We start from the raw sequence: 19,395 nt of genomic DNA, 5'->3' as shown, positions 1-19,395 counted from the left end.
CGGGATGCGTGTCGAGCTGTCTCAGGCGTGCGACGTGGCGCCGATCGGATGTCGCTGCGCATCCAGCCGGATGGTGCGATCGGCGATGCCGGGCAGCGTCCGCATGGCCTGGCGGCTGACGCGCTCGAAGAACTGCACGAAACGCTCGACCTGTTCGCGGCTCATGGCCTGCCGGTCGGGGTGGGCGGCCTGCAACGTCTGTTCCTGCTGCCATCGCCATTGCGGGACGATTTCGAAGCCGGGCCCCTGCAGGAACAGCAGGCGGTCCAGCCGCGACCACAGCGGCGGGTAGTCACGGGCAAGCGCCTCGTTGCTCCAGCTGCGCCAGACGCCGTCGGGATCCTCGTCGCGCTCCAGCGCGTTGAGCGGCTCCCGCAATTCCGCATCGGATTGCGGCGGGACCTTGAGGAACCAGCCCTCCAGGATGACCATGTCCGCCCGCTGCACGGTCGGCCATTGCGATTCCGGAAGGCGGTCGTCGGCGATCTTGTCGAATCGTGGCAATGCGGTGGGACGCTGCGCGCGCAGTGAATCCAGCACCTCGCAGGCAAGGGCCACGTCGTGCGTGCCGGGCGCACCGCGGGTGGCGCACAGCGGGTGCACGCGATGCCCGAGTTCCTGTCGCGCGGCATGTCCGAGGTAGAAGTCGTCGATGGACAAGGCGACGACCCGGCGACCGAGGCTGGCCGCCATGTCCGCCATCTGCGCCGACAGGGTGGACTTGCCGGTCCCCTGCAGCCCGGCAATGGCATAGGTGCGGCAATCGTGGCCGCGCGCGTCGGCGAGGATGTCGGCGACGAAGGGGTCCGGATAGCCGGCGGATGCGGGTGAATGCGAAGTCGTTGGCATCGCGCGACAATAACGCAATGACCGCACACCCTTTGTATCTCCAGGCCCTGTCCCGCTTCCAGGAACTGTTCGACGAAGCGCTCGCCGCCGGCGAGCCCGATCGCACGGCGATGGTCGTTGCCACCGCGACGCCGGATGCACGGCCATCCGCGCGGACGGTGTTGCTGAAGGCGCACGACGCGCGCGGTTTCGTGTTCTACACGCACCTGGATGGCCGCAAGGGGCGCGAACTGCAGGCCAACCCGCATGCGGCGCTTCTGTTCCACTGGCCGCGCGTGCGACAGGGTGTGCAGGTGCGGGTCGAAGGCAGCGTGGAGCAGGTGTCCGAGGTCGAGGCCGATGCGTATTTCGCCTCGCGACCGCGGGTGAGCCAGCTCGGTGCGTGGGCGTCGCGGCAGTCGGAGACGCTGGAGTCGCGTGACGTCTTCGAGGACAGTCTGGCCCGGGCGGAGCACGAGTTCGCCGGTCGCGATGTCCCCAGGCCACCGCGATGGACCGGCTTCCGGGTCAGGCCGGAGGTGATTGAATTCTGGATGGGCGCCGAATTCCGCCTGCACGAGCGCGACGTTTACGAATGCGACGCGCAAGGCGAATGGGGCAAACGCATGCTGTATCCGTGAGCGATCCCTGCATGCCCACAGGGATGGACAGGCCATGACCGGTCCAGTCCGCATCGTGTGCCTGACCGAGGAACCGACGGAAACCCTGTACGCCCTCGGCGAGCAGGCGCGGATCGTCGGCATCAGCGGCTTCACCGTGCGACCGCCGCGGGCCCGGCAGGAGAAGCCGAAGGTCAGTGCATTCACGTCGGCGAAAATCGACCGGATCCTGGCGCTGCGTCCGGATTTCGTCGTCGGGTTCTCCGACATCCAGGCCGATATCGCCGCCGAGCTCATCCGCAGCGGCGTGGAGGTCTGGATCAGCAACCATCGCAGCGTGGACGGGATCCTGGATTACATCGTCCGTCTCGGCGCGCTGGTGGGCGCCGGCGACAAGGCCACCGCCTACGCCGATGGCCTGCGTCGCGGCCTCGACGCGATCGCGGGCGAGGCGGCCCGGCGGCCCCGACGCCCCAAGGTGTATTTCGAGGAATGGGATGAACCGCTGATCAGCGGCATCCAGTGGGTGGCGGAACTCATCCGCATTGCCGGCGGCGACGACATCTTTCCAGAACGCGCAGCCGAACCGCTTGCGAAGCAACGCATCCTCGAGGACCCGGATGAAGTGATCCGACGCGCCCCCGACATCATCATCGGCTCATGGTGCGGAAAGAAATTCCAGCCAGAACGCGTTGCCGCGCGCCCGGGTTGGGGCGACATCCCGGCGGTGCGCGATGGGGAACTGCACGAGATCAAGTCGCCGTTGATCCTGCAGCCGGGGCCGGCGGCGCTGACCGACGGGGTCGCTGAGATCGCGAGGATCATCCGCGCATGGGATGGCATTGATAAGACGAGGTGAAAGTCGCCTCCGCCGGCCGCTCTCATCGCGAACGACGTTGTCTTGTTTGGCACGGGGAAATGCCGCTTCGGCACGGGTGGCAATGGCGCCGCCCGCCGTGAACAGGAGAACTGCCATGCGTACACAATTGTTTGTCGCGCTTGCATCGCTGCTGGTCTGGGGCGTGGCGTCCGCACAGTCCAGCCTTCCCACCGTCGAGGTGCGCGCCGATACACGCGAGTCGGTGGATGTTTCCTGTGCCAACCCCGCTTCCGTCAAATCGGAGGATGTCGAACGCGTGCTCTCCATCCAGGACTCCAACCTGACCCGCCGCCTGCGCAGGCAGTTGATTTCGGCGGTGACTGACGCGTGCAAGGCCGGGATTCCACACATCCTGGTCACGAGAAACGCTGACAAACTGAAGTGGGAGCGGATGGATTGAGTGCGCGAAGAGCCGCCGCCAGGCGCTTCGACGACCAGCCGATTACTGCGGGTAGTAATCCCGGCTGACCTCCAGCGTCGCCGTCGCGTCGCCACGCCTGGCGACGACGGTGAAGCGCAGGGTGTCCGGCAGCGTTGCATCAACGGTACCGACGTAATCGACGGTGCCGGCATCGGCCTGCGCGATGTGCGCCGCGCGCAACGACACCGGCGTCGCGTGCCCCAGCAGGTCGGTGACGGTGGCGGAAATCACGGGCGCCGGCGCACTGCCAACGCCCCGAAGGTTGACCAGCAGCAGGATCGTCCGCGGCGAGCGGTCGAGGCCGTACTCGCGTGCGACCGACTCGGGCAGCATCGAGGTCTGCGTGGCACTGGCGCGCACGCTGACGTCGCCAATGTCGGCCACGGCATCGCCACGCTGATCGGTGGCGGGCTGGGCCTCCCCGGGCCCCGATGGCGATTGCGGATCCGCGCAGCCACCGGTGGCCAGCAGCGCGAGCACGGCGAAGGCAAGCATGTGTCTGCGGGAAGTCGTCATGGTCGCTCAGTCGAGGTCGGTGGAAAGCTGCCTGCCGCGGATCCTGGCTGCATGGATCGCGCGCGCGACAAGGTCTTGGAATCCGCCGTCGAGCAGCACTTCAACCGCAGCCTGGGTGGTGCCATCGGGGGACGTGACGCGGCGCCGTAATTCGACCGGCGTGGCCACTTCTTCGGTCATCATCCTGGCTGCGCCCAGCAGCGTCTGCGCGACCAGGCTGCGAGCAACGTCGTCCGACAGGCCTTCGGCCAGCGCGGCGTCAATCATCGCCTCGGCCAACAGGAAGGCATACGCCGGACCACTGCCGGATACGGCCGTCACCGCGTCCATCTTCTCCTCGTCGGTCACCCAGACGGTTTCCCCGCTGGCCCACATCAGACGTTCGGCACGCCGGCAGCCTGCGGCGTCCACCTGCGGATTGGCATAGAGCCCGGTGACGCCCGCCCCCAGCACGGCGGCGGCATTGGGCATGGCACGCACGATTGCGATGTCGCCGCCCATCCAGCGATCGAGCTGCAGCGTGGTGACGCCGGCGGCCACCGACAACACCAGCGGTCGTGCAAGCTGGGTCTGCGCAGCGAGGCCTTCGCAGACGCCGCGGATCAGCTGCGGCTTGACGCAGAGGATCCAGGCATCCGCTCCGGCAACGGCCGCCGGGCTGCCGGCAAAGACCCGCACGCCGAAGTCCCCGTGCAAGGCGGCCCGCACCTTGGCAACGGGTTCGGCCACGCGGATGGTGTCCGGATCGACGCCGGCGGCCACGAGGCCCGTCACCAGCATGCGCGTGACGTTTCCGCCACCAATAAAGGCGATGGTTTCGTGCCCGGTCATGCGCCCGTTTCCTTCGGTGGGCGTGGGCCGAACAGGATGGTGCCGAGCCGGATCATCGTCGCTCCCTCTTCGATGGCGATGGCGAAATCCTCGCTCATTCCCATCGACAGCGTATCCGCCTGCGGATGCGCCTGCCGCAGTGAGTCGAACAGCAGTCTCGCCCGCCGGAACGCCGAGCGCCGTTGCTCGAGATCCGGCAGGGGAGCGGGGATGGTCATCAGTCCGCGCAGCACCAGGTTCGGCGTCGCCGCGATCGCTGCCGCCAGCGGCATGACATCGCCGGCGGCACAGCCATGCTTGCTGTCTTCATCATCGATGTTGACCTGGACCAGCACCTGGAGCGGAGGCAGGTTGGCGGGACGATGACGGCCCAATGCCTGCACCAGGGAGGGGCGGTCCACCGTCTGCACCCAGTCGAAGAGTGTCGCCGCGTCGGCGGCCTTGTTGGATTGCAGGTGGCCGATCAGGTGCCATTCCAGTCCCAGGTCGGCGAGGGCGACGCGCTTTGCGCGCGCTTCCTGTACGTAGTTCTCGCCGAACGCCGGCGCCTGTTCACCTGCAGCGCCGGTCACATCCCGGTGCAAGGCCCGCATTGCCGCAGCCAGTTCCGCGATCGCCGTCGCAGGCTGTCGTTTGGAGACCGCCAATAATCGCGGGAGTGGCCGACCCGCGCGTCGCGCCGCGTTTCCAATGGTTTGAAGGACTGATTGGAGCGCCTGCACGGGCACGTGTGATCCTGTCGGGGTAGGAGGTTGAACCCCGGAATTTGTGCCTATACTGCGGCGCGGGAGCCATCGTTTCCACCCGGGCTTCCGCGGATCGCGTCACGGGTCATGGTGTGGACAGAGTGCCGGGGAGCACGCATGGATATCGCCGAATTACTGGCATTCTCAGTCAAGAACAAAGCATCCGACCTGCATCTGTCGGCGGGCCTGCCACCGATGATCCGCGTCGACGGCGACGTGCGACGCATCAACATCCCGGCGCTCGACCACAAGCAGGTGCACGCGCTTGTCTACGACATCATGTCGGACAAGCAGCGGCGCGACTACGAGGAATTCCTCGAGGTCGACTTCTCCTTCGAGATCCCGGGCCTGGCGCGGTTCCGCGTCAACGCCTTCAACCAGAATCGCGGCGCCGGCGCCGTCTTCCGCACGGTGCCCTCCGAGGTGCTGACGCTGGAAGACCTCGGCTGCCCGAAGATCTTCCAGGACCTGATCGACCAGCCGCAGGGGCTGATCCTGGTCACCGGTCCGACCGGGTCGGGCAAGTCGACCACGCTGGCCGCGATGGTCGACCACATCAACAAGAACGAGTACGGCCACATCCTCAGCGTCGAGGATCCGATCGAATTCGTGCACACCGCGCAGAAGTGCCTGATCAACCAGCGCGAAGTGCATCGCGATACCCACGGCTTCAACGAGGCGCTGCGTTCGGCATTGCGCGAAGACCCCGACTACATCCTGGTCGGCGAAATGCGCGATATCGAGACCATCCGGCTGGCACTCACCGCGGCCGAAACCGGACACCTTGTGTTCGCGACGCTGCATACGTCGTCGGCGGCCAAGACCATCGACCGCATCATCGACGTGTTCCCGGCCGGCGAGAAGCCGATGGTCCGCAGCATGTTGTCCGAGTCGTTGCGCGCGGTGATTTCGCAGGCGCTGCTGAAGAAGGTCGGTGGCGGCCGGACGGCGGCCTGGGAAATCATGGTCGGCACTCCGGCGATCCGGAACCTGATCCGCGAGGACAAGGTCGCGCAGATGTATTCGTCGATCCAGACCGGCCAGCAGTACGGGATGATGACCCTCGACCAGCACCTGCAGGACCTGGTGAAGCGCTCCATGGTCACCAAGCAGCAGGCGCGCGACTACGCCAAGGACAAGCGCCTGTTCGATTGAGGGTTGCAGCAGGACAGCTGCGGCAAAAATACCTGTGTGTTCCGGCCGCCGATGACCGGCTGCCGGTTATTGGAGCCATGCAATGAGCACCATCGATTTCACCTCGTTCCTCAAGCTGATGGCGCACCAGAAGGCGTCCGACCTTTTCATCACGGCCGGCATGCCGCCATCGATGAAGGTCAACGGCAAGATCGCGCCCATCACGCAGAATCCGCTGACGCCGCAGCAGAGCCGCGACCTGGTGCTCAATGTGATGTCGCCGCCGCAGCGCGAGGAATTCGAGCGGACCCACGAGTGCAACTTCGCGATCGGCGTGTCCGGTGTCGGCCGCTTCCGCGTCAGCTGTTTCTACCAGCGCAACCAGGTTGGCATGGTCCTGCGTCGCATCGAGACCAAGATCCCGACGGTCGAGGAGTTGAGCCTCCCGCCGATCATCAAGACGCTGGCGATGACCAAGCGCGGCATCATCATCTTCGTCGGCGCGACCGGCACCGGCAAGTCGACGTCGCTCGCGGCCATGATCGGCTACCGCAACCAGAATTCCACCGGCCACATCATCACGATCGAGGATCCGATCGAGTTCGTGCACAAGCACGAGGGCTGCATCATCACGCAGCGCGAGGTCGGCATCGACACCGACAGCTGGGACGCGGCGCTGCGCAACACGCTGCGACAGGCCCCGGACGTGATCATGATCGGCGAGGTCCGCACGCGCGAAGGCATGGACCACGCGATCGCATTCGCCGAAACCGGCCACCTGGTGCTGTGCACGCTGCACGCCAACAATGCCAACCAGGCCATGGACCGCATCATCAACTTCTTCCCCGAGGACCGCCGCGGCCAGTTGCTGATGGACCTGTCGCTGAACCTCAAGGGCGTCGTCGCGCAGCAGCTGATCCCGAGTCCCGATGGCAAGACGCGGCGCGTGGCGATGGAGATCCTCCTGGGGACGCCGCTGGTCCAGGACTACATCCGCGAAGGCGAGATCCACAAACTCAAGGACGTGATGAAGGAATCCATCAACCTTGGGATGAAGACCTTCGACCAGGCCTTGTTCGAGTTGTACCAGGCGGGCGAGATCTCCTACGAGGACGCGCTGCGTTATGCCGACTCCGCGAACGAGGTGCGCCTGCGCATCAAGCTGGCGCAGGGCGGTGACGCGCGGACCCTGTCCCAGGGGCTGGATGGCGTCGAGGTTGCGGAAGCGCGCTAAGCACTCCGGCCCGCCCCCGTGCAGGGGGTGCCGGCAGGCCCGGCTGCAAACCTGTGGCCGCAGCCTCGTCCGATAGCCCGAGCTTGCGCATCAGCGCGAGTGCGTCGAATGGCGCGTGCACCTTGGCGTCGTTGTCGAGGTAGCAATACACGTCGCGGTGCGTTCGGGCCGCGGCCATGCCGTCGATCCGGCGAGCATCCCGCGGCTCGCTGCCGCCGGCCCATTGCCGGATCCGGCGGCTCCATCGCCCCAGCACCCGGTCGGAATAGCCGCTGGCGTACAACTCGGTGTCGCCGTGCAGGCGCACATAGACGAAATCGCTGGTGACGTCCTCGGCATACGGCCACTTGCCGGCGGTGTCCGCCACCACCCATGCGACTGCGTGGCGACGCAGCTGGGCGATGAACAGCGGATTGCAGAAACTCTCGTGGCGCACCTCCATCGCGTGCCGCAATGGACGGCTGGCGTCGATTGCCAGTGCGCAGCGGCCGCGCATGCGGTCGATGTCCCTCCGTCGTGCAAGCGCCAACGCCTGTTCCGTGTCCGATGGCAGCAGCGACAGGAATGCCTCCACACGGTCGAAGTCGTAACGCAGCGTCGGTGGCAGCTGCCACAGGATCGGGCCCAGCTTGCGGCCCAATCGCAGGACGCCCGAAGCAAGGAAGTTCGCCAGCGGTTTCTGCACATCGCGCAACCGCAGCATGTGCGTGATGTAGCGCGGCCCCTTGACCGCGAATACGAAATCGCAGGCAGACGCGTCGTGCCAGGTGGAATAGCTCGCCGGAGTCTGCAGCGAATGGAACGAGCCGTTGATCTCGATGCTGTCGAAACAACGCGAGGCGAACGCAAGCTCATCGCGTTGTGGCAGTCCCTTGGGATAGAAGACGCCGCGCCAGGGGGCGTAGCGCCAGCCGGAGATGCCGATGCGGATCGTCACCTTTCCAATCCTGTCCGGACCCCGGTTGCAGTGGCGTGAGCTGGCAGGCGTCCATGCTCCGATCACGCTCGGCGCGGCGGGAGAGCCACGATCCCATGACGGCCGGCGCGTTAGAATCACGCAATGAGCGACGCGACTTCCGCGGCAAACCAGCCCCTGGTGGCTGCCGACACCGGCGGCTCGCTGGCGTGCCAGCTGCTGATCGCACTGCCGGCATTGGCGGACTCGCCATTCGCGCGCACCGTCACCCTGATCTGCCAGCACGACGACGACGGCGCGATGGGTGTCGTGGTCAATCGTGCCGCCGAGTACACCCTGGGTGAGGTGTTCGAGCAGATGGGCATCGCCAGCCATGACGAGGCGCTGTGCGCGCAACCGGTCCTGGCTGGCGGGCCGGTGCACCCGGAGCGGGGATTCGTCCTGCATGACGGCACTGAACAGTGGGATTCAAGCCTGGCCATTGCCGACGGACTCTCGGTGACGACGTCCCGCGACATCCTCGAGGCCATGGCCCGCGGCGAAGGTCCCAGGCACGTCACCGTCGCGCTGGGTTGCGCGGGGTGGGGCGCCGGGCAACTGGAACACGAGCTGACCGAAAACAGCTGGCTGACCGCGCCGGCCGATGCCGGAATCCTGTTTGGAGTGCCGCTGGGCGACCGCTGGCAGGCGGCAGCCGCACGGATTGGCGTCGACATGAGTCGCATGGCCGACTACAGCGGACATGCCTGAGGCCAGCGGCGGCCAGCCCCCGGTCGGTACGATCCGCCGTGATGGCACGGTGCTGGGCTTCGACGTGGGAACCCGCAGGATCGGCGTGGCGGTCGGCAGCGCCTTCGGCCATGGCGCCCGCGCGTTGGCGGTGGTCGACGTCCATGGACAGCGCCCGGACTGGACCGCCATCGATCGCCTGCACAAGGAATGGCGGCCGGATGGGTTCATCGTCGGGGATCCGATGACGCTCGATGGCGGCGACCAGCCGATCCGCACGTTCGCGCATGCGTTCGCCAGCGACCTGCGGGCCCGTTTCTCATTGCCGGTGGTGCTGGTCGATGAGCGCGCGAGCTCGATCGATGCCGCGCAGCGTTTCGCGGCCGATCGCGCCGTTGGTCGCAAGCGGCGTCGCGATGCGGCCGTCCTGGACGCGGTCGCCGCTGCCGTCATCGTCGAACGCTGGCTGGCTGCGCCCGACGATGCGAAGCCGGTGGCGTAGCCGGCATGGATCTTCCAATCGACCCGGGCGAAACCGGGCGCACCATGAATGCCACCCAGGATGCATCGATGACCGAGCAACTCGATACCACCGGCCGTCTCCGACACCTCACCACGCTCGAGGGCTTGCCGCGCGACGTGCTGGTGCGGCTGCTCGATCGCGCACAGCAGTTGCAGGAGCAGGGCAACGCCGGGGCCAGCATGCGCGGCGTGCTGGCAGGCAAGGCGATCTGCACGTTGTTCTTCGAGCCGTCCACGCGCACCCGATCGAGCTTCCAGCTGGCCGCCATGCGGCTGGGCGCTGACGTGCTGAACTTCGACGCATCGGCTTCGTCGACGACGAAGGGCGAAACCGCGATCGACACCCTCAAGAACATCGAGGCCATGGGCGTGCGGGGATTCGTGGTCCGCCACCAGGCCGACGGCGCGGTTGCGGCGCTGGCCCAGGATGCCAACGTGGGGACGGCCCTGGTCAATGCCGGCGATGGCCGAAAATCCCATCCCACGCAGGGCCTGCTCGACATGCTGACCCTGCGCCAGGCCAAGGGCGATGACTTCGCGGCAATCAAGGTCCTGATCGTCGGAGACGTGCGGCACTCGCGCGTCGCACGTTCCGACCTGCAGGCGTTGCGGACGCTGGGGGCACGCAACATCCGCATCTGCGGGCCGGATGCATTGTTGCCCGATGACGCGACCTTGCAGGGCTGCCAGGTGACAGCGGACCTGGACGCGGCGCTGGACGGCGTCGATGCCGTGATGATGTTGCGCCTGCAGCGCGAGCGCATGCAGGAAGGCCTGATCAGCTCCATCGACGATTACCACCGCGATTACGGCCTGACCGCGGAACGCCTGCGTCGCGCCGCCCGTGACGCCGTCGTGCTGCATCCGGGCCCGATGAATCGTGGCGTCGAAATCGACGATGCCGTTGCCGATGGCGCGCAATCGCTGATCCTGCGCCAGGTGTCCAATGGCGTCGCCGTGCGGATGGCCGTGCTCGAGGAATTACTGGGCTGAGCGCATAAGTTCGCCTGCCCGCCAGATGCCTTTACCGGTGCTGGGCAAACAGCCAGGTCCACAGCTGTGGACTGGTGTAGGCGGGATCCCAGGCGTTGTGGTTCGCATCGGGGAATTCCGTGTAACGCACGCCATTGCCGACGGCTTCCAGCGCGGCGGCGGTGCGCCGATCGTCCTCCAGCGGCACGACGTCATCCTTCGCACCATGGAAGATCCATATCGGCACCGTGCGCAGGCGACGGGCCAGGGCGCCGTAGGGGTCTGATTCATTGGCGACGGGGGTGACGAACAAATCGCGCTCGTCGCTCGGCGGCCGGATCGCACCTGAAATCGGCACCAGCGCCGCGAATCGTTGCGGGTGCAGCAGTGCCAGTTCCCAGACGCCATAGCCGCCCATCGACAGGCCAGTGAGGTAAGTGCGGCGTGCATCGCCGTGGAATTCCCGGCTCGCCGCGTCCAGCGCCTGCATGGCGAGCACGGCGCCAGGGCCCGACCATTCCCACTGTTCGCGGGCTTGCGGGAAGACCACGATCGCCGGGAAGTCATCCACGTGTGCACGCACGTAGGGGCCGATCCCGACCGCGACCGGTTTGTCGCCGTCATCGCCGCGTTCGCCGGATCCATGCAGGAACAGGATCACGGGAGGATGCTCGCCACCCGCCGCCCGCGAGGGCACGAACACCTGGTAGCGATAGGTGGTTCCCGCCATCACGAGATCGTGCTGGACGAAGCGTCCACTGTCCGGTCGCGCGGGCGCGATGCTGCATGTGCAGCAGGCGAGGGTCATCGCGACCAAGGCCATGCCTGTGCGGAACATCGGCGCCTCCGTGGAATCAAGGTTGGCTTCAGCGTAACAACACCAGCGTCGCCAGCCCGAGGAAACTCAGGAATCCCATCACGTCGGTGACGGTGGTCAGGATCACGCCGCCCGCCAGCGCCGGATCGAATCCCAGGCGTTTGAGCGTCACCGGCACCAGCACGCCTGCCAGCGCGGCCGAAAACAGGTTGATCGTCAGTGCGCTGGCGATCACGAGTGCCAATGGCCATTCGCCAAACCACGCCCAGACGATCACCCCGAGCAGCAGGCCCAGCGCAAGGCCGTTGAGCAGTGCCACGCGGATTTCCTTCCAGATGAGGATCTGCACGTTGGTGGCGCCGAGCTGACCCAGTGCCAGGCCGCGGATCACCAGCGCCAGCACCTGGGTGCCGGCGTTTCCCCCCATGCCTGCCACGATCGGCATCAGCACCGCCAGTGCGACGATGTGCGAAATGGTGCCCTGGAATTGGCCGACGACCGCCGAGGCAAGGAACGCGGTGCCCAGGTTGATCGTCAGCCATAGCAGGCGGCGCTTGGTCGCGCGCCTGACCGGGCTGAAGAGGTCTTCGTCCTCGTCCAGGCCGGCGGCGCCCAATGCCTGGTGCTCCGCCTGCTCGCGGATGATGTCGACGACGTCGTCGATGGTGATGCGCCCGAGCAGGATGTTGTTGTCGTCGACGACCGGCGCGGAGATCCAGTCGTGGTCGGAAAACCCGCGCGCGACGCTGCCCGACGACTCCTCGACATCGATCGCCGGCTGCTCGCCGTCGATCAGTTCGTTGATCGGGGTGCTGGCCTCGTGCGTTAGCAGCGACTGCAGTGCGATGCGGCCCAGGTACTGGTGGCGGCGGCTGACGACGTAGATGTGGTCGGTGTGATCGGGAAGCTCGCCGCGCAGGCGTAGGTAGCGCAGCACGACGTCGACCGTGGTGTCGGCGCGCACGGTGACCACGTCGGGATTCATCAGTCGGCCGGCGCTGTCCTCCGGATACGACAGCACCTGCTCGAGCCGCTCGCGATTCTCGCGGTCCATCGACTTGAGGACTTCGTCGATGACGGTGTCGGGGAGATCCTCCACCAGGTCGGCGAGGTCGTCGATGTCGAGATCCTCGACGGCAGCCACGATCTCGTCCGGATCCATGTCCGCGAGCAGGCCCTCGCGCACGTCGTCGCCGACATGCAGCAGCACCTCGCCGTCGTCCTCGGGATCGACCAGTCCCCATACGACGGTGCGCTCGCCAGGCGGCAGGGACTCGAGCAGGTTGCCGATCTCGGCCGGCGAGAGCGTGTTGACCAGCCGACGCACCGGGCCGAGGCGACCGCTGTCGAGCGCGTCGGAGAGCAGACGCAGCTGGCGCGCGGTCTTGTCGTGGCGGACGGCTTCGGCCATTCGGGCCTCCGGTATGCGTCGCATCCACGAGGGCGCGACCGTGATCAGGCGTTCATGCGGGCATTATCGCCCGACACGCAGGCTCCTGCACGGTTCCCTCGCAGACATCGGGTTGCCGCACCCCGTCATGGGATGCGCTGGTGGCGCGTGTCAGGCTGCGCGAACGCTGCCGAAGGCCTGCATCCACTTCGCGATGCTCTTGCGGTCATGCGCACGCAGCAAGGCGGGGACATTGGCCCGAAGGGCGCCGAAGTCGCATCCGCGGATCGCGCGTCGCACCTCCAGCAGCGTCGCGGGATGCAGGCTCAGCTCGTTGAGTCCCAGGGCCAGCAACAGCGGAACGAGTACCGGGTCGGCGGCCATTTCTCCGCAGACGGAGACCGATTTCGAGCGCCGGTTCGCCAATGCGACGATGCCATGCAGCATCCGCAGGACGGCCGGATGCAGTGGCGTGTATAGATCTCCGAGCGATTCGTTGTTGCGGTCCACCGCGAGCAGGTATTGCACCAGGTCGTTGGTTCCGATCGACAGGAAGTCGAGCACGCCAATGAACCCGGGCAGCGCGATGGCGGCTGATGGCACCTCGATCATCGCGCCGAGCGGAATGCCCTCGGCCATGGCGTGGCCTTCGCGTTGCAGGTCGGCGACGACACGCTTGAGCATCGCCCGGACGGCGATCATTTCCTCGCGACAGGACACCATCGGCACGAGGATCCGGACCGGTCCGTAGCCCGATGCGCGGACCATGGCGCGCAGCTGCGTCTCGAACAGCGCGTCGCGCAGCAGCGACAGTCGCACGCCGCGGACACCGAGCGCGGGATTGGGTTCATTGGGCAGCGCCAGTCCGGTCCGGTCGGCCTTGTCGGCGCCGACGTCGAGCGTGCGGATGGTCACGGTGCGGCCGGTCATGCCCAGCACCACGTCGCGGTACGCCCTGAATTGCGCTTCTTCGTCCGGCAACTGGGAGCTGTTGAGGAACAGGAATTCGGTGCGGTACAAGCCGACGCCTGCCGCCCCGAGTGCATGGGCCTCGGCCACGTCCTCGCGTGACTCGGCATTCGCCCACAACTTGATGTCGACGCCATCGAGCGTGCGCGACGGCTCGCGTCGCAGGCGGTTGAGCTGCTTGCGCTCGCGCGCGTATTCCCTGGCGCGCGTGCGATGCGCGCGCAGGTCGATGGCGTCGGGTTCGCGGATGATGAGTCCGGTCCCGCCATCGACCACCAGCACGTCGCCGTCGTTGATCTTCTGCAGCGCCTTCGTGGCGCCGACCACCAGCGGCAGGTGCAGGCTACGCGCCAGGATCGCGCTGTGCGACAACATGCTGCCGCCGGCGGTGACCACGGCCATGACGCCCTGCGCCTGCAATTGCAGCAACTCGGTGGGCGCAATGCTGTCGGTGACGAGGATTTCACCGGCGACACCGCCGGTGTCGGCCTCGCGCCGGTGCAGGGCCGCGTGCAGCCTGCCGATCACCTGATCGATGTCGTCGATCCGGCTGCGCAGGTAGGCGTCGTCCATGCCGGCGAAGACGCCGGCGATTCGGTCGCGCTGCAGCCGCAAGGCGTAGTCCGCGGTGTAATGCCCGCTGCGGATCAGCGTGTCCAGGCCCTGCAGCAACTCGGGATCGTCGAGCAGCAACGCATGCAGGTCCAGGAACTCACCGACCTCTGATGCCAGCGCGCCTTGCAGTCGCTCCTGCAGCACGCGCATTTCCCCGCGCACGACATGGATGGCGTCATGCAGTCGTGCGAGTTCGGCGTCGACGTCCTCGACATGGGCCTCGGCGACTTCCAGCACATGCGGCAAGCGGACGCGCGCGCGGCCCAGCACGCTTCCGCGCGATGCACCATTTGCGTTGAGCACAAGCCGCATCAGGCCGCCTCGTCGAAATTGCGCGCGAACAGGTCGGCGACAGCGTCGGCCGCGGCGGCTTCATCGCTGCCATCGACGCGCAACACGACCGTGGTGCCGGGGCCGGCCGCCAGCAGCATCACGCCCATGATGCTCTTGGCGTTGACCTCGCGCCCCTTCGCCGCGAGCGTCGCATTGCAGCGGTAACCCGAGAGCAGCTGCACCAGGCGCGCCGTCGCACGCGCGTGCAGGCCCAGGCGGTTACCGACGAGCAGTTCGCGTTCGATCATGGACGGGCTTCCTCAGGCATCGTCGACAATGACGCCGTTGCGGGCGCCTGCGGCGGCAATCGCCGGAAGTTCGTCCAGTGACATGTCCGCGTAGTTCATCACCCGCAGCAGCATCGGCAGGTTCAGCGCCGACACGCGACGCACCGGCGTGCCGATGCGGGCGATCCGGGCGGCCAGGTTGCTCGGCGTCGCGCCGTAGAGATCGCTCAATACCAGCACGCCCTCGCCGCCGTCCACGCGCCGCAGCGCCGCGCTCGCCTCGGGCAACAGCAGGTCGGCGTCGGCGTCGTATGCGACCTCGAAGGCCTCGGTCCGCAATGGCAACTGGCGCAACAGGCGCGTCGCCGACGCGATCAGCGCAGGACCGATTCCGGGATGGGTCACGAGGAGGATGCCGACGGCCATGCAGGCAAGTTAGCAGACGCGTGGGACAGGCTGGAAGCGCTGTTGCCTGCGACGCGCGGGACGCGCGGCCGCCGTGCGTTGGCTAGTCCAGTTCCCGGTGGTAGACGGCGACCTCGCCCCAGTCGTTCGCGCGGCAGTGCTCGGCCAGGCGCTCGGCCAGGTAGACCGAGCGATGGCGTCCACCGGTGCAGCCAAAAGCCACGGTGACGTAGCTGCGGGTGTCCGAGCGCAGGCGCGGCAGCCAGCTGTCGAGGAACTGCTGGACCTGCGCGACGTAGGCGCAGACATCCTCCTGCGTTTCCAGGAAGGCGCGAACGGATTCGTCGCGACCCGACAGCGGACGCAATTGCGGATGCCAATGCGGGTTGGGCAGCACGCGCGCGTCGAACACGAAATCGGCGTCGGGCGGCACCCCGCGGCGGTACGCGAAGGACTCGAACAGCAACGACAGCGAGTCGTCCGTCGTCAGTCCGAACTGCGTGATCACCTGTCGCCGCAGCTGGTGCACGTTGAGGTCGCTGGTGTCGATGACGGCGTCGGCGATCTGCCGCAGCGGCTTGAGGACCTGGCGCTCGAGCGAAATCGCATCCGCCAATGCCAGCCCGAGATGGCTGAGCGGGTGCCGCCGCCGGGTATCGGCGTAACGCTTGAGCAGGCCGGCGTCGGCGGTGTCGAAAAACACCAGCCGCGGATCCAGGCCCAGGGCGCCGACCGCCGACAACCATTCCGGGATGTTCGACAGGTCGGTGTTGCGGTTGCGCACGTCGATGCCGACGGCCAGTTTTTGCGGAGCCGCGCCTTCGTCACGCGTGACGTTGCGCACGAAGTCCGGCAGCAGTTCCGCCGGCAGGTTGTCCACGCAGTAAAAGCCGAGGTCTTCCAGCGTGTTCAGCGCGACCGACTTGCCGGACCCGGACATGCCGCTGACGATGATGAGCGTGGGTGCTGCCTGGGCGGTCATGAGGATCGCTCGAGGAAGTGGCTGTGGCGGGCCATGAATGCCGCCGCCGGGTCGACGCCCTTGGCGCGCAGGATATGCGCGCGGGCGGCGGCTTCGGTCAGCACGGCGAGGTTGCGTCCGGGCATGACCGGCAGCGTGATCCTGGGAACATCCAGGTCCAGCACGCGGCGCACGCCCAGGTCGCCGGTGATGCGCTCGATGCCGCCCGGGACGACGTCCAGGTGCGGTTGGGTCAGGTGCACGATCAGGCGCAGGTATTTGTTCTTCTTGACCGCGGTGTCGCCGAACATCTGCCGGATGTCGAGCACGCCAAGCCCGCGGACTTCCAGCATGTCCTGCAGCATCTCGGGGCTGGTGCCATCGAGCACGTCCGGGGCGATCTGGGTGAATTCGGGCGCGTCGTCGGCAACCAGGCGATGGCCGCGGGTGATCAGTTCCAGCGCGAGCTCGCTCTTGCCCGAACCCGATTCGCCCGTGATCAGCACGCCGATGGAATAGATCTCCATGAAGACGCCGTGCAGCGTGACGCGTGGCGCGAGCGTGCGCGCCAGATGGTATTGGATGTGGTTGAGCAGTTCATGGCCGCGCTTGGGCGACGTCCACAGCGGCGTGCCGAATTCCTCGGCCGCGATGCGCAGGTCCTCCGGGCAGGGCTGGTCCTTGCTGATGACCAGCGCCAGCGGGCCGAAGCCGACGATCTTGGCGATGGTTTCCCAGCGCAGCCGTGAGTCAAGGCCATCCAGCCAGGCGAGTTCCTCGGTTCCGAGGATCTGCACCTTGTTGGGATAGATGGCGTTGAGGTATCCAGCCAGTGACGGGCGCCGGGAGACGGTGTCCCCGGACTCGAGCACGCGGGTGCCGCCTTCCTCGCCAGCCAGCCAACGCAGGTCCAGGCGTTCGCGTTGCTGTTCGAACAGTTCCCGTGCCGTGATGCGCGCGGTCATGCGCTCGCCAGCAGGATGTGTCGCAATGCGACGGCATCGGGAGCCTGGCGCAGTGCGGTGCGGAAGTCGGCATCACCGAATCGCTGCGCCAGGTCGGACAACAACTGCAGGTGCCTCTGGGTGAAATGCTCCGGCACCGACATGGCGAATACGAGGTCGACCGGCATGCCGTCGCCGGACTCGAAGTCGACCCCTGGCCGCAAGCGCAGGAATGCGGCGCGCGTGTCGGGAAAGACATCGCTGCGACCGTGCGGAATCGCAACACCATGGCCGATCGCGGTGCTGCCCATGCGCTCGCGCTGGCGCAGGCTGTCCACGACTGCCGATACCGATTGCAGGGAGGCGTCCGCAAGCAGCCTTGCGGCTGCGTCGATGACGGCGTTGCGGTCGCCCGGATCGTCCATCTCGACGATGCGGTCCGGCGTCAGGAACTCGGACAGGGACAGCATGGACGGGACTGCGACTGGACGGCAGTCAGGCGAAATCGCCGCTGCGCGCCGGGTTTTCACCACGATGGTGATCGACCATCTTCTCCTTGTGTTTCAGCAGCAGGCGGTCGAGCTTGTCGCTCAGCAGGTCGATGGCGGCATACATGTCCAGTGCCGAGGCATCCGTATGCAAGGTGCGGCCGTTGAAATTGACTGTGGCCTCGGCGCGATGATCGGGCGGATCCAGGCTCAGTACCACGCGGACATCGATGGGTTGTTCGAAATGGCGGCCGAGTCGGGCAAACCGGGTCTGGACATAGTCGCGGAGCGGGGGAGTGACGTCGATCTGCTGGCCGTGGGTTTCGATGCGCATCGGCAACCTCCTCTAGCGACTGGGTAGGACAGCATCACCCGGGAAGCGATGAGTGCTGTGAAGGAAATCTGAATCGGTCCCTCGATACCAGCATAGTCGCATCCACGGCGTCCGGTCAGGCCAGGCGTACGCGTTCCTGCGACGAGGCAATGCCCATTGCCTCCCGGTATTTGGCCACCGTGCGGCGCGCGACCGGAACCCCGGCCGCCTTGAGCGTGTCGGCCAGGCGTGCGTCCGACAGGGGCTTGCGCGGGTTCTCGGCGTCGATCAGGCGGCGGAGCATGGTCTGGATGGCGATGCTGGAGGTTTCCCCGCCGCCCTCGCTGTCGATGCCGGAGGCAAAGAAGCTGCGCAGCGCGACGGTGCCGCGCGGGGTGCGCACGTACTTGCGCGAAATCGCGCGCGACACGGTCGACTCGTGCAGCCCGACCTCCGATGCCACTTCGCGCAATGTCAACGGCCGCAGCGCCTGCGCGCCGAATTCGAGGAAACCCGACTGCTGTCGCACCAGGCAACGCACGACCTTGATGAGTGTTTCGCCGCGCGCTTCGATGTTGCGCAGCAGCCAGCGTGCTTCCTGCAGGCGTCCGCGCAGGTAGCCGGCGTCGCTGGTGCCGGCGCTGCCGATCATCTGTTCGTAGCCGCGATGGATCGTCAGGCGCGGTGCGCGCCCGTTCGCCAGGGCCACGCGCCAGACGCCATGCTGGCGCCAGATCACGCAGTCCGGCGTGATGTAGGTATCCGCCGGCAGGCTGCCGATCTGGGCGCCGGGGCGCGGATCCAGCGAGCGCAGCAGTTGCAGGGCCAGCGAGACATCCTCGACCGGGCATTGCAGTTCGGTGGCGACGCCGTCGATGCCGATTTTCGGCAGGCGGTCGATTGGCCCTTCGGTGATGCGCAGCGCCAGTGACCTGCCCGGGGTTTCATCGGGCAGCGGCCCCAACTGCAGCGACAGGCATTCCCCCAGGCTGCGGGCGCCGACGCCGGCAGGATCGAATCGTTGCAGCTGATGCAGGACCATGAGCAGTTCCTCGTCGGTGACGACGAGGTCGGGGACCAATGCCTCGCGCAGGGCTGCGAATGGCTCGCGAAGGTAGCCATCGTCATCGATGGCATCGATCAGCGTCAGCCCGATCCGGCGATCGCGGGGCGACAGGTGGGTCAGGTGCAGTTGCCATTGCAGGTGGTCCTGCAGCGTCTGCGGCTCGGCGATGCGATCGGCGGCATCGCCGTCGTCCTCGTCGCCATCGGATGACGGGCCGACGCGCTGCTGCCAGGCATCCTCGCCACGTGTCCACGGTGGCGCATCGTCCGCTCCGAACGTATCGCCACCATCGCCTTCGGACGGGCTCTCGCCGTCGGCGGACCCGGTACGGATCGGCTCGGGTTCGGCCCAGTCGAGCAGCGGGTTGGTCTCCACCGCTTCGGCCAGTTCGGCGTCCAGTTCGAGCGCCGACAGCTGCAGCAAGTGGATGGCCTGGCGCAACTGCGGCGTCAGTACCAGCTGCTGGCCCATCGATGTCTGCAAACGCGGTTTCATGACCAGAGGGACACGTCCGGGGA

At 66.9% G+C, this 19,395-nt stretch carries 22 protein-coding genes and 1 pseudogene; 8 read left to right on the top strand and 15 right to left on the bottom strand.

Annotated features, from left to right (window positions below; translation table 11 throughout):
* Positions 1-21: 21 nt before the first annotated feature.
* Complete coding sequence (locus GST15_RS01490; protein WP_199268689.1) at positions 22-849, bottom strand: kinase; 828 nt, start codon at positions 847-849, stop codon at positions 22-24.
* Positions 850-866: 17 nt separating this feature from the next.
* Here GST15_RS01490 and pdxH point away from each other — a divergent pair, with 17 nt between their 5' ends.
* The 3 genes from pdxH to GST15_RS01475 all read left to right on the top strand — a co-directional run bounded on the left by pdxH (position 867) and on the right by GST15_RS01475 (position 2,728).
* A complete protein-coding gene (gene pdxH, locus GST15_RS01485) occupies positions 867-1,469 on the top strand; it encodes a pyridoxamine 5'-phosphate oxidase (RefSeq protein ID WP_159015482.1) in 603 nt (200 codons plus the stop codon).
* A 34-nt stretch (positions 1,470-1,503) separates the two neighbouring features.
* The gene (locus tag GST15_RS01480) at positions 1,504-2,307 is read left to right on the top strand and encodes a cobalamin-binding protein (protein WP_159015481.1); all 804 of its coding nucleotides are present in this window, start codon (positions 1,504-1,506) and stop codon (positions 2,305-2,307) included.
* 115 nt (positions 2,308-2,422) lie between these two features.
* On the top strand, positions 2,423-2,728 hold the full coding sequence (locus GST15_RS01475) for a hypothetical protein (RefSeq protein ID WP_159015480.1): 306 nt from the start codon (positions 2,423-2,425) through the stop codon (positions 2,726-2,728).
* Positions 2,729-2,770: 42 nt separating this feature from the next.
* Here the strand turns inward: GST15_RS01475 and GST15_RS01470 are convergent, their stop codons facing one another.
* From GST15_RS01470 to GST15_RS01460, 3 genes are read right to left on the bottom strand one after another with little or no spacing between them, the layout of a single operon-like run.
* Positions 2,771-3,265 carry a DUF4426 domain-containing protein gene (locus GST15_RS01470; protein ID WP_159015479.1) on the bottom strand — a complete coding sequence of 165 codons (495 nt, stop codon included), beginning with the start codon at positions 3,263-3,265 and terminating at the stop codon, positions 2,771-2,773.
* 6 nt (positions 3,266-3,271) lie between these two features.
* Positions 3,272-4,096, bottom strand: a complete 825-nt coding sequence (proC, locus tag GST15_RS01465; RefSeq protein ID WP_159015478.1) for a pyrroline-5-carboxylate reductase — start codon at positions 4,094-4,096, stop codon at positions 3,272-3,274.
* Positions 4,093-4,689: a YggS family pyridoxal phosphate-dependent enzyme gene (locus tag GST15_RS01460; protein WP_425482175.1), complete on the bottom strand. Its 597-nt coding sequence runs from the start codon at positions 4,687-4,689 to the stop codon at positions 4,093-4,095. Before GST15_RS01460 ends, proC begins: the two co-directional genes overlap by 4 nt.
* Positions 4,690-4,959: 270 nt before the next feature.
* On the opposite strand from GST15_RS01460, the gene GST15_RS01455 reads away from it, so the two are divergent.
* Together GST15_RS01455 and GST15_RS01450 are read left to right on the top strand one after the other, a co-directional pair.
* Positions 4,960-5,997, top strand: a complete 1,038-nt coding sequence (locus GST15_RS01455) for a type IV pilus twitching motility protein PilT (RefSeq protein ID WP_159015476.1) — start codon at positions 4,960-4,962, stop codon at positions 5,995-5,997.
* Positions 5,998-6,079: 82 nt separating this feature from the next.
* On the top strand, positions 6,080-7,210 hold the full coding sequence (locus GST15_RS01450) for a PilT/PilU family type 4a pilus ATPase (protein ID WP_159015475.1): 1,131 nt from the start codon (positions 6,080-6,082) through the stop codon (positions 7,208-7,210).
* Between the two features lie 55 nt (positions 7,211-7,265).
* Here the strand turns inward: GST15_RS01450 and GST15_RS01445 are convergent.
* A pseudogene (locus GST15_RS01445) lies at positions 7,266-8,147 on the bottom strand (DUF72 domain-containing protein); the annotation flags it as partial.
* A gap of 123 nt (positions 8,148-8,270) precedes the next feature.
* Between GST15_RS01445 and GST15_RS01440 the strand changes: the two are divergent.
* The 3 genes from GST15_RS01440 to GST15_RS01430 all read left to right on the top strand — a co-directional run bounded on the left by GST15_RS01440 (position 8,271) and on the right by GST15_RS01430 (position 10,370).
* Positions 8,271-8,876: a YqgE/AlgH family protein gene (locus tag GST15_RS01440; RefSeq protein ID WP_159015473.1), complete on the top strand. Its 606-nt coding sequence runs from the start codon at positions 8,271-8,273 to the stop codon at positions 8,874-8,876.
* Positions 8,869-9,357 carry a Holliday junction resolvase RuvX gene (gene ruvX, locus GST15_RS01435; protein WP_159015472.1) on the top strand — a complete coding sequence of 163 codons (489 nt, stop codon included), beginning with the start codon at positions 8,869-8,871 and terminating at the stop codon, positions 9,355-9,357. Before GST15_RS01440 ends, ruvX begins: the two co-directional genes overlap by 8 nt.
* A gap of 68 nt (positions 9,358-9,425) precedes the next feature.
* On the top strand, positions 9,426-10,370 hold the full coding sequence (locus tag GST15_RS01430; RefSeq protein ID WP_159015585.1) for an aspartate carbamoyltransferase catalytic subunit: 945 nt from the start codon (positions 9,426-9,428) through the stop codon (positions 10,368-10,370).
* A 31-nt stretch (positions 10,371-10,401) separates the two neighbouring features.
* Here GST15_RS01430 and GST15_RS01425 read toward each other — a convergent pair whose 3' ends face one another.
* The 10 genes from GST15_RS01425 to GST15_RS01380 all read right to left on the bottom strand — a co-directional run bounded on the left by GST15_RS01425 (position 10,402) and on the right by GST15_RS01380 (position 19,372).
* Positions 10,402-11,187 (bottom strand): carboxylesterase family protein, encoded by a 786-nt coding sequence (locus GST15_RS01425; RefSeq protein ID WP_233263010.1) that lies wholly within the window; start codon positions 11,185-11,187, stop codon positions 10,402-10,404.
* A gap of 28 nt (positions 11,188-11,215) precedes the next feature.
* On the bottom strand, positions 11,216-12,577 hold the full coding sequence (gene mgtE, locus GST15_RS01420; RefSeq protein WP_159015471.1) for a magnesium transporter: 1,362 nt from the start codon (positions 12,575-12,577) through the stop codon (positions 11,216-11,218).
* Between the two features lie 150 nt (positions 12,578-12,727).
* Complete coding sequence (gene ptsP, locus GST15_RS01415) at positions 12,728-14,452, bottom strand: phosphoenolpyruvate--protein phosphotransferase (RefSeq protein ID WP_159015470.1); 1,725 nt, start codon at positions 14,450-14,452, stop codon at positions 12,728-12,730.
* A complete protein-coding gene (locus tag GST15_RS01410) occupies positions 14,452-14,721 on the bottom strand; it encodes an HPr family phosphocarrier protein (RefSeq protein WP_159015469.1) in 270 nt (89 codons plus the stop codon). Before GST15_RS01410 ends, ptsP begins: the two co-directional genes overlap by 1 nt.
* A 12-nt stretch (positions 14,722-14,733) precedes the next feature.
* The gene (locus GST15_RS01405; RefSeq protein ID WP_159015468.1) at positions 14,734-15,126 is read right to left on the bottom strand and encodes a PTS sugar transporter subunit IIA; all 393 of its coding nucleotides are present in this window, start codon (positions 15,124-15,126) and stop codon (positions 14,734-14,736) included.
* Positions 15,127-15,208: 82 nt separating this feature from the next.
* On the bottom strand, positions 15,209-16,087 hold the full coding sequence (rapZ, locus tag GST15_RS01400) for an RNase adapter RapZ (protein WP_159015467.1): 879 nt from the start codon (positions 16,085-16,087) through the stop codon (positions 15,209-15,211).
* Complete coding sequence (gene hprK / locus GST15_RS01395; RefSeq protein WP_159015466.1) at positions 16,084-17,031, bottom strand: HPr(Ser) kinase/phosphatase; 948 nt, start codon at positions 17,029-17,031, stop codon at positions 16,084-16,086. The genes rapZ and hprK overlap by 4 nt, the downstream gene beginning before the upstream one ends.
* The gene (locus GST15_RS01390) at positions 17,028-17,480 is read right to left on the bottom strand and encodes a PTS sugar transporter subunit IIA (protein ID WP_159015465.1); all 453 of its coding nucleotides are present in this window, start codon (positions 17,478-17,480) and stop codon (positions 17,028-17,030) included. Before GST15_RS01390 ends, hprK begins: the two co-directional genes overlap by 4 nt.
* Before the next feature lie 25 nt (positions 17,481-17,505).
* Positions 17,506-17,832: a ribosome hibernation-promoting factor, HPF/YfiA family gene (gene hpf, locus GST15_RS01385; protein WP_159015464.1), complete on the bottom strand. Its 327-nt coding sequence runs from the start codon at positions 17,830-17,832 to the stop codon at positions 17,506-17,508.
* 115 nt (positions 17,833-17,947) lie between these two features.
* Positions 17,948-19,372 carry an RNA polymerase factor sigma-54 gene (locus GST15_RS01380; protein ID WP_159015463.1) on the bottom strand — a complete coding sequence of 475 codons (1,425 nt, stop codon included), beginning with the start codon at positions 19,370-19,372 and terminating at the stop codon, positions 17,948-17,950.
* Positions 19,373-19,395: the final 23 nt, after the last annotated feature.

The organism is Cognatiluteimonas profundi (assembly GCF_009792795.1).
Taxonomy (GTDB): domain Bacteria; phylum Pseudomonadota; class Gammaproteobacteria; order Xanthomonadales; family Xanthomonadaceae; genus Cognatiluteimonas; species Cognatiluteimonas profundi.
The sequence above is the reverse complement of the archived record's forward strand: the minus strand, read 5'-3'. Positions and strand labels throughout refer to the sequence as shown.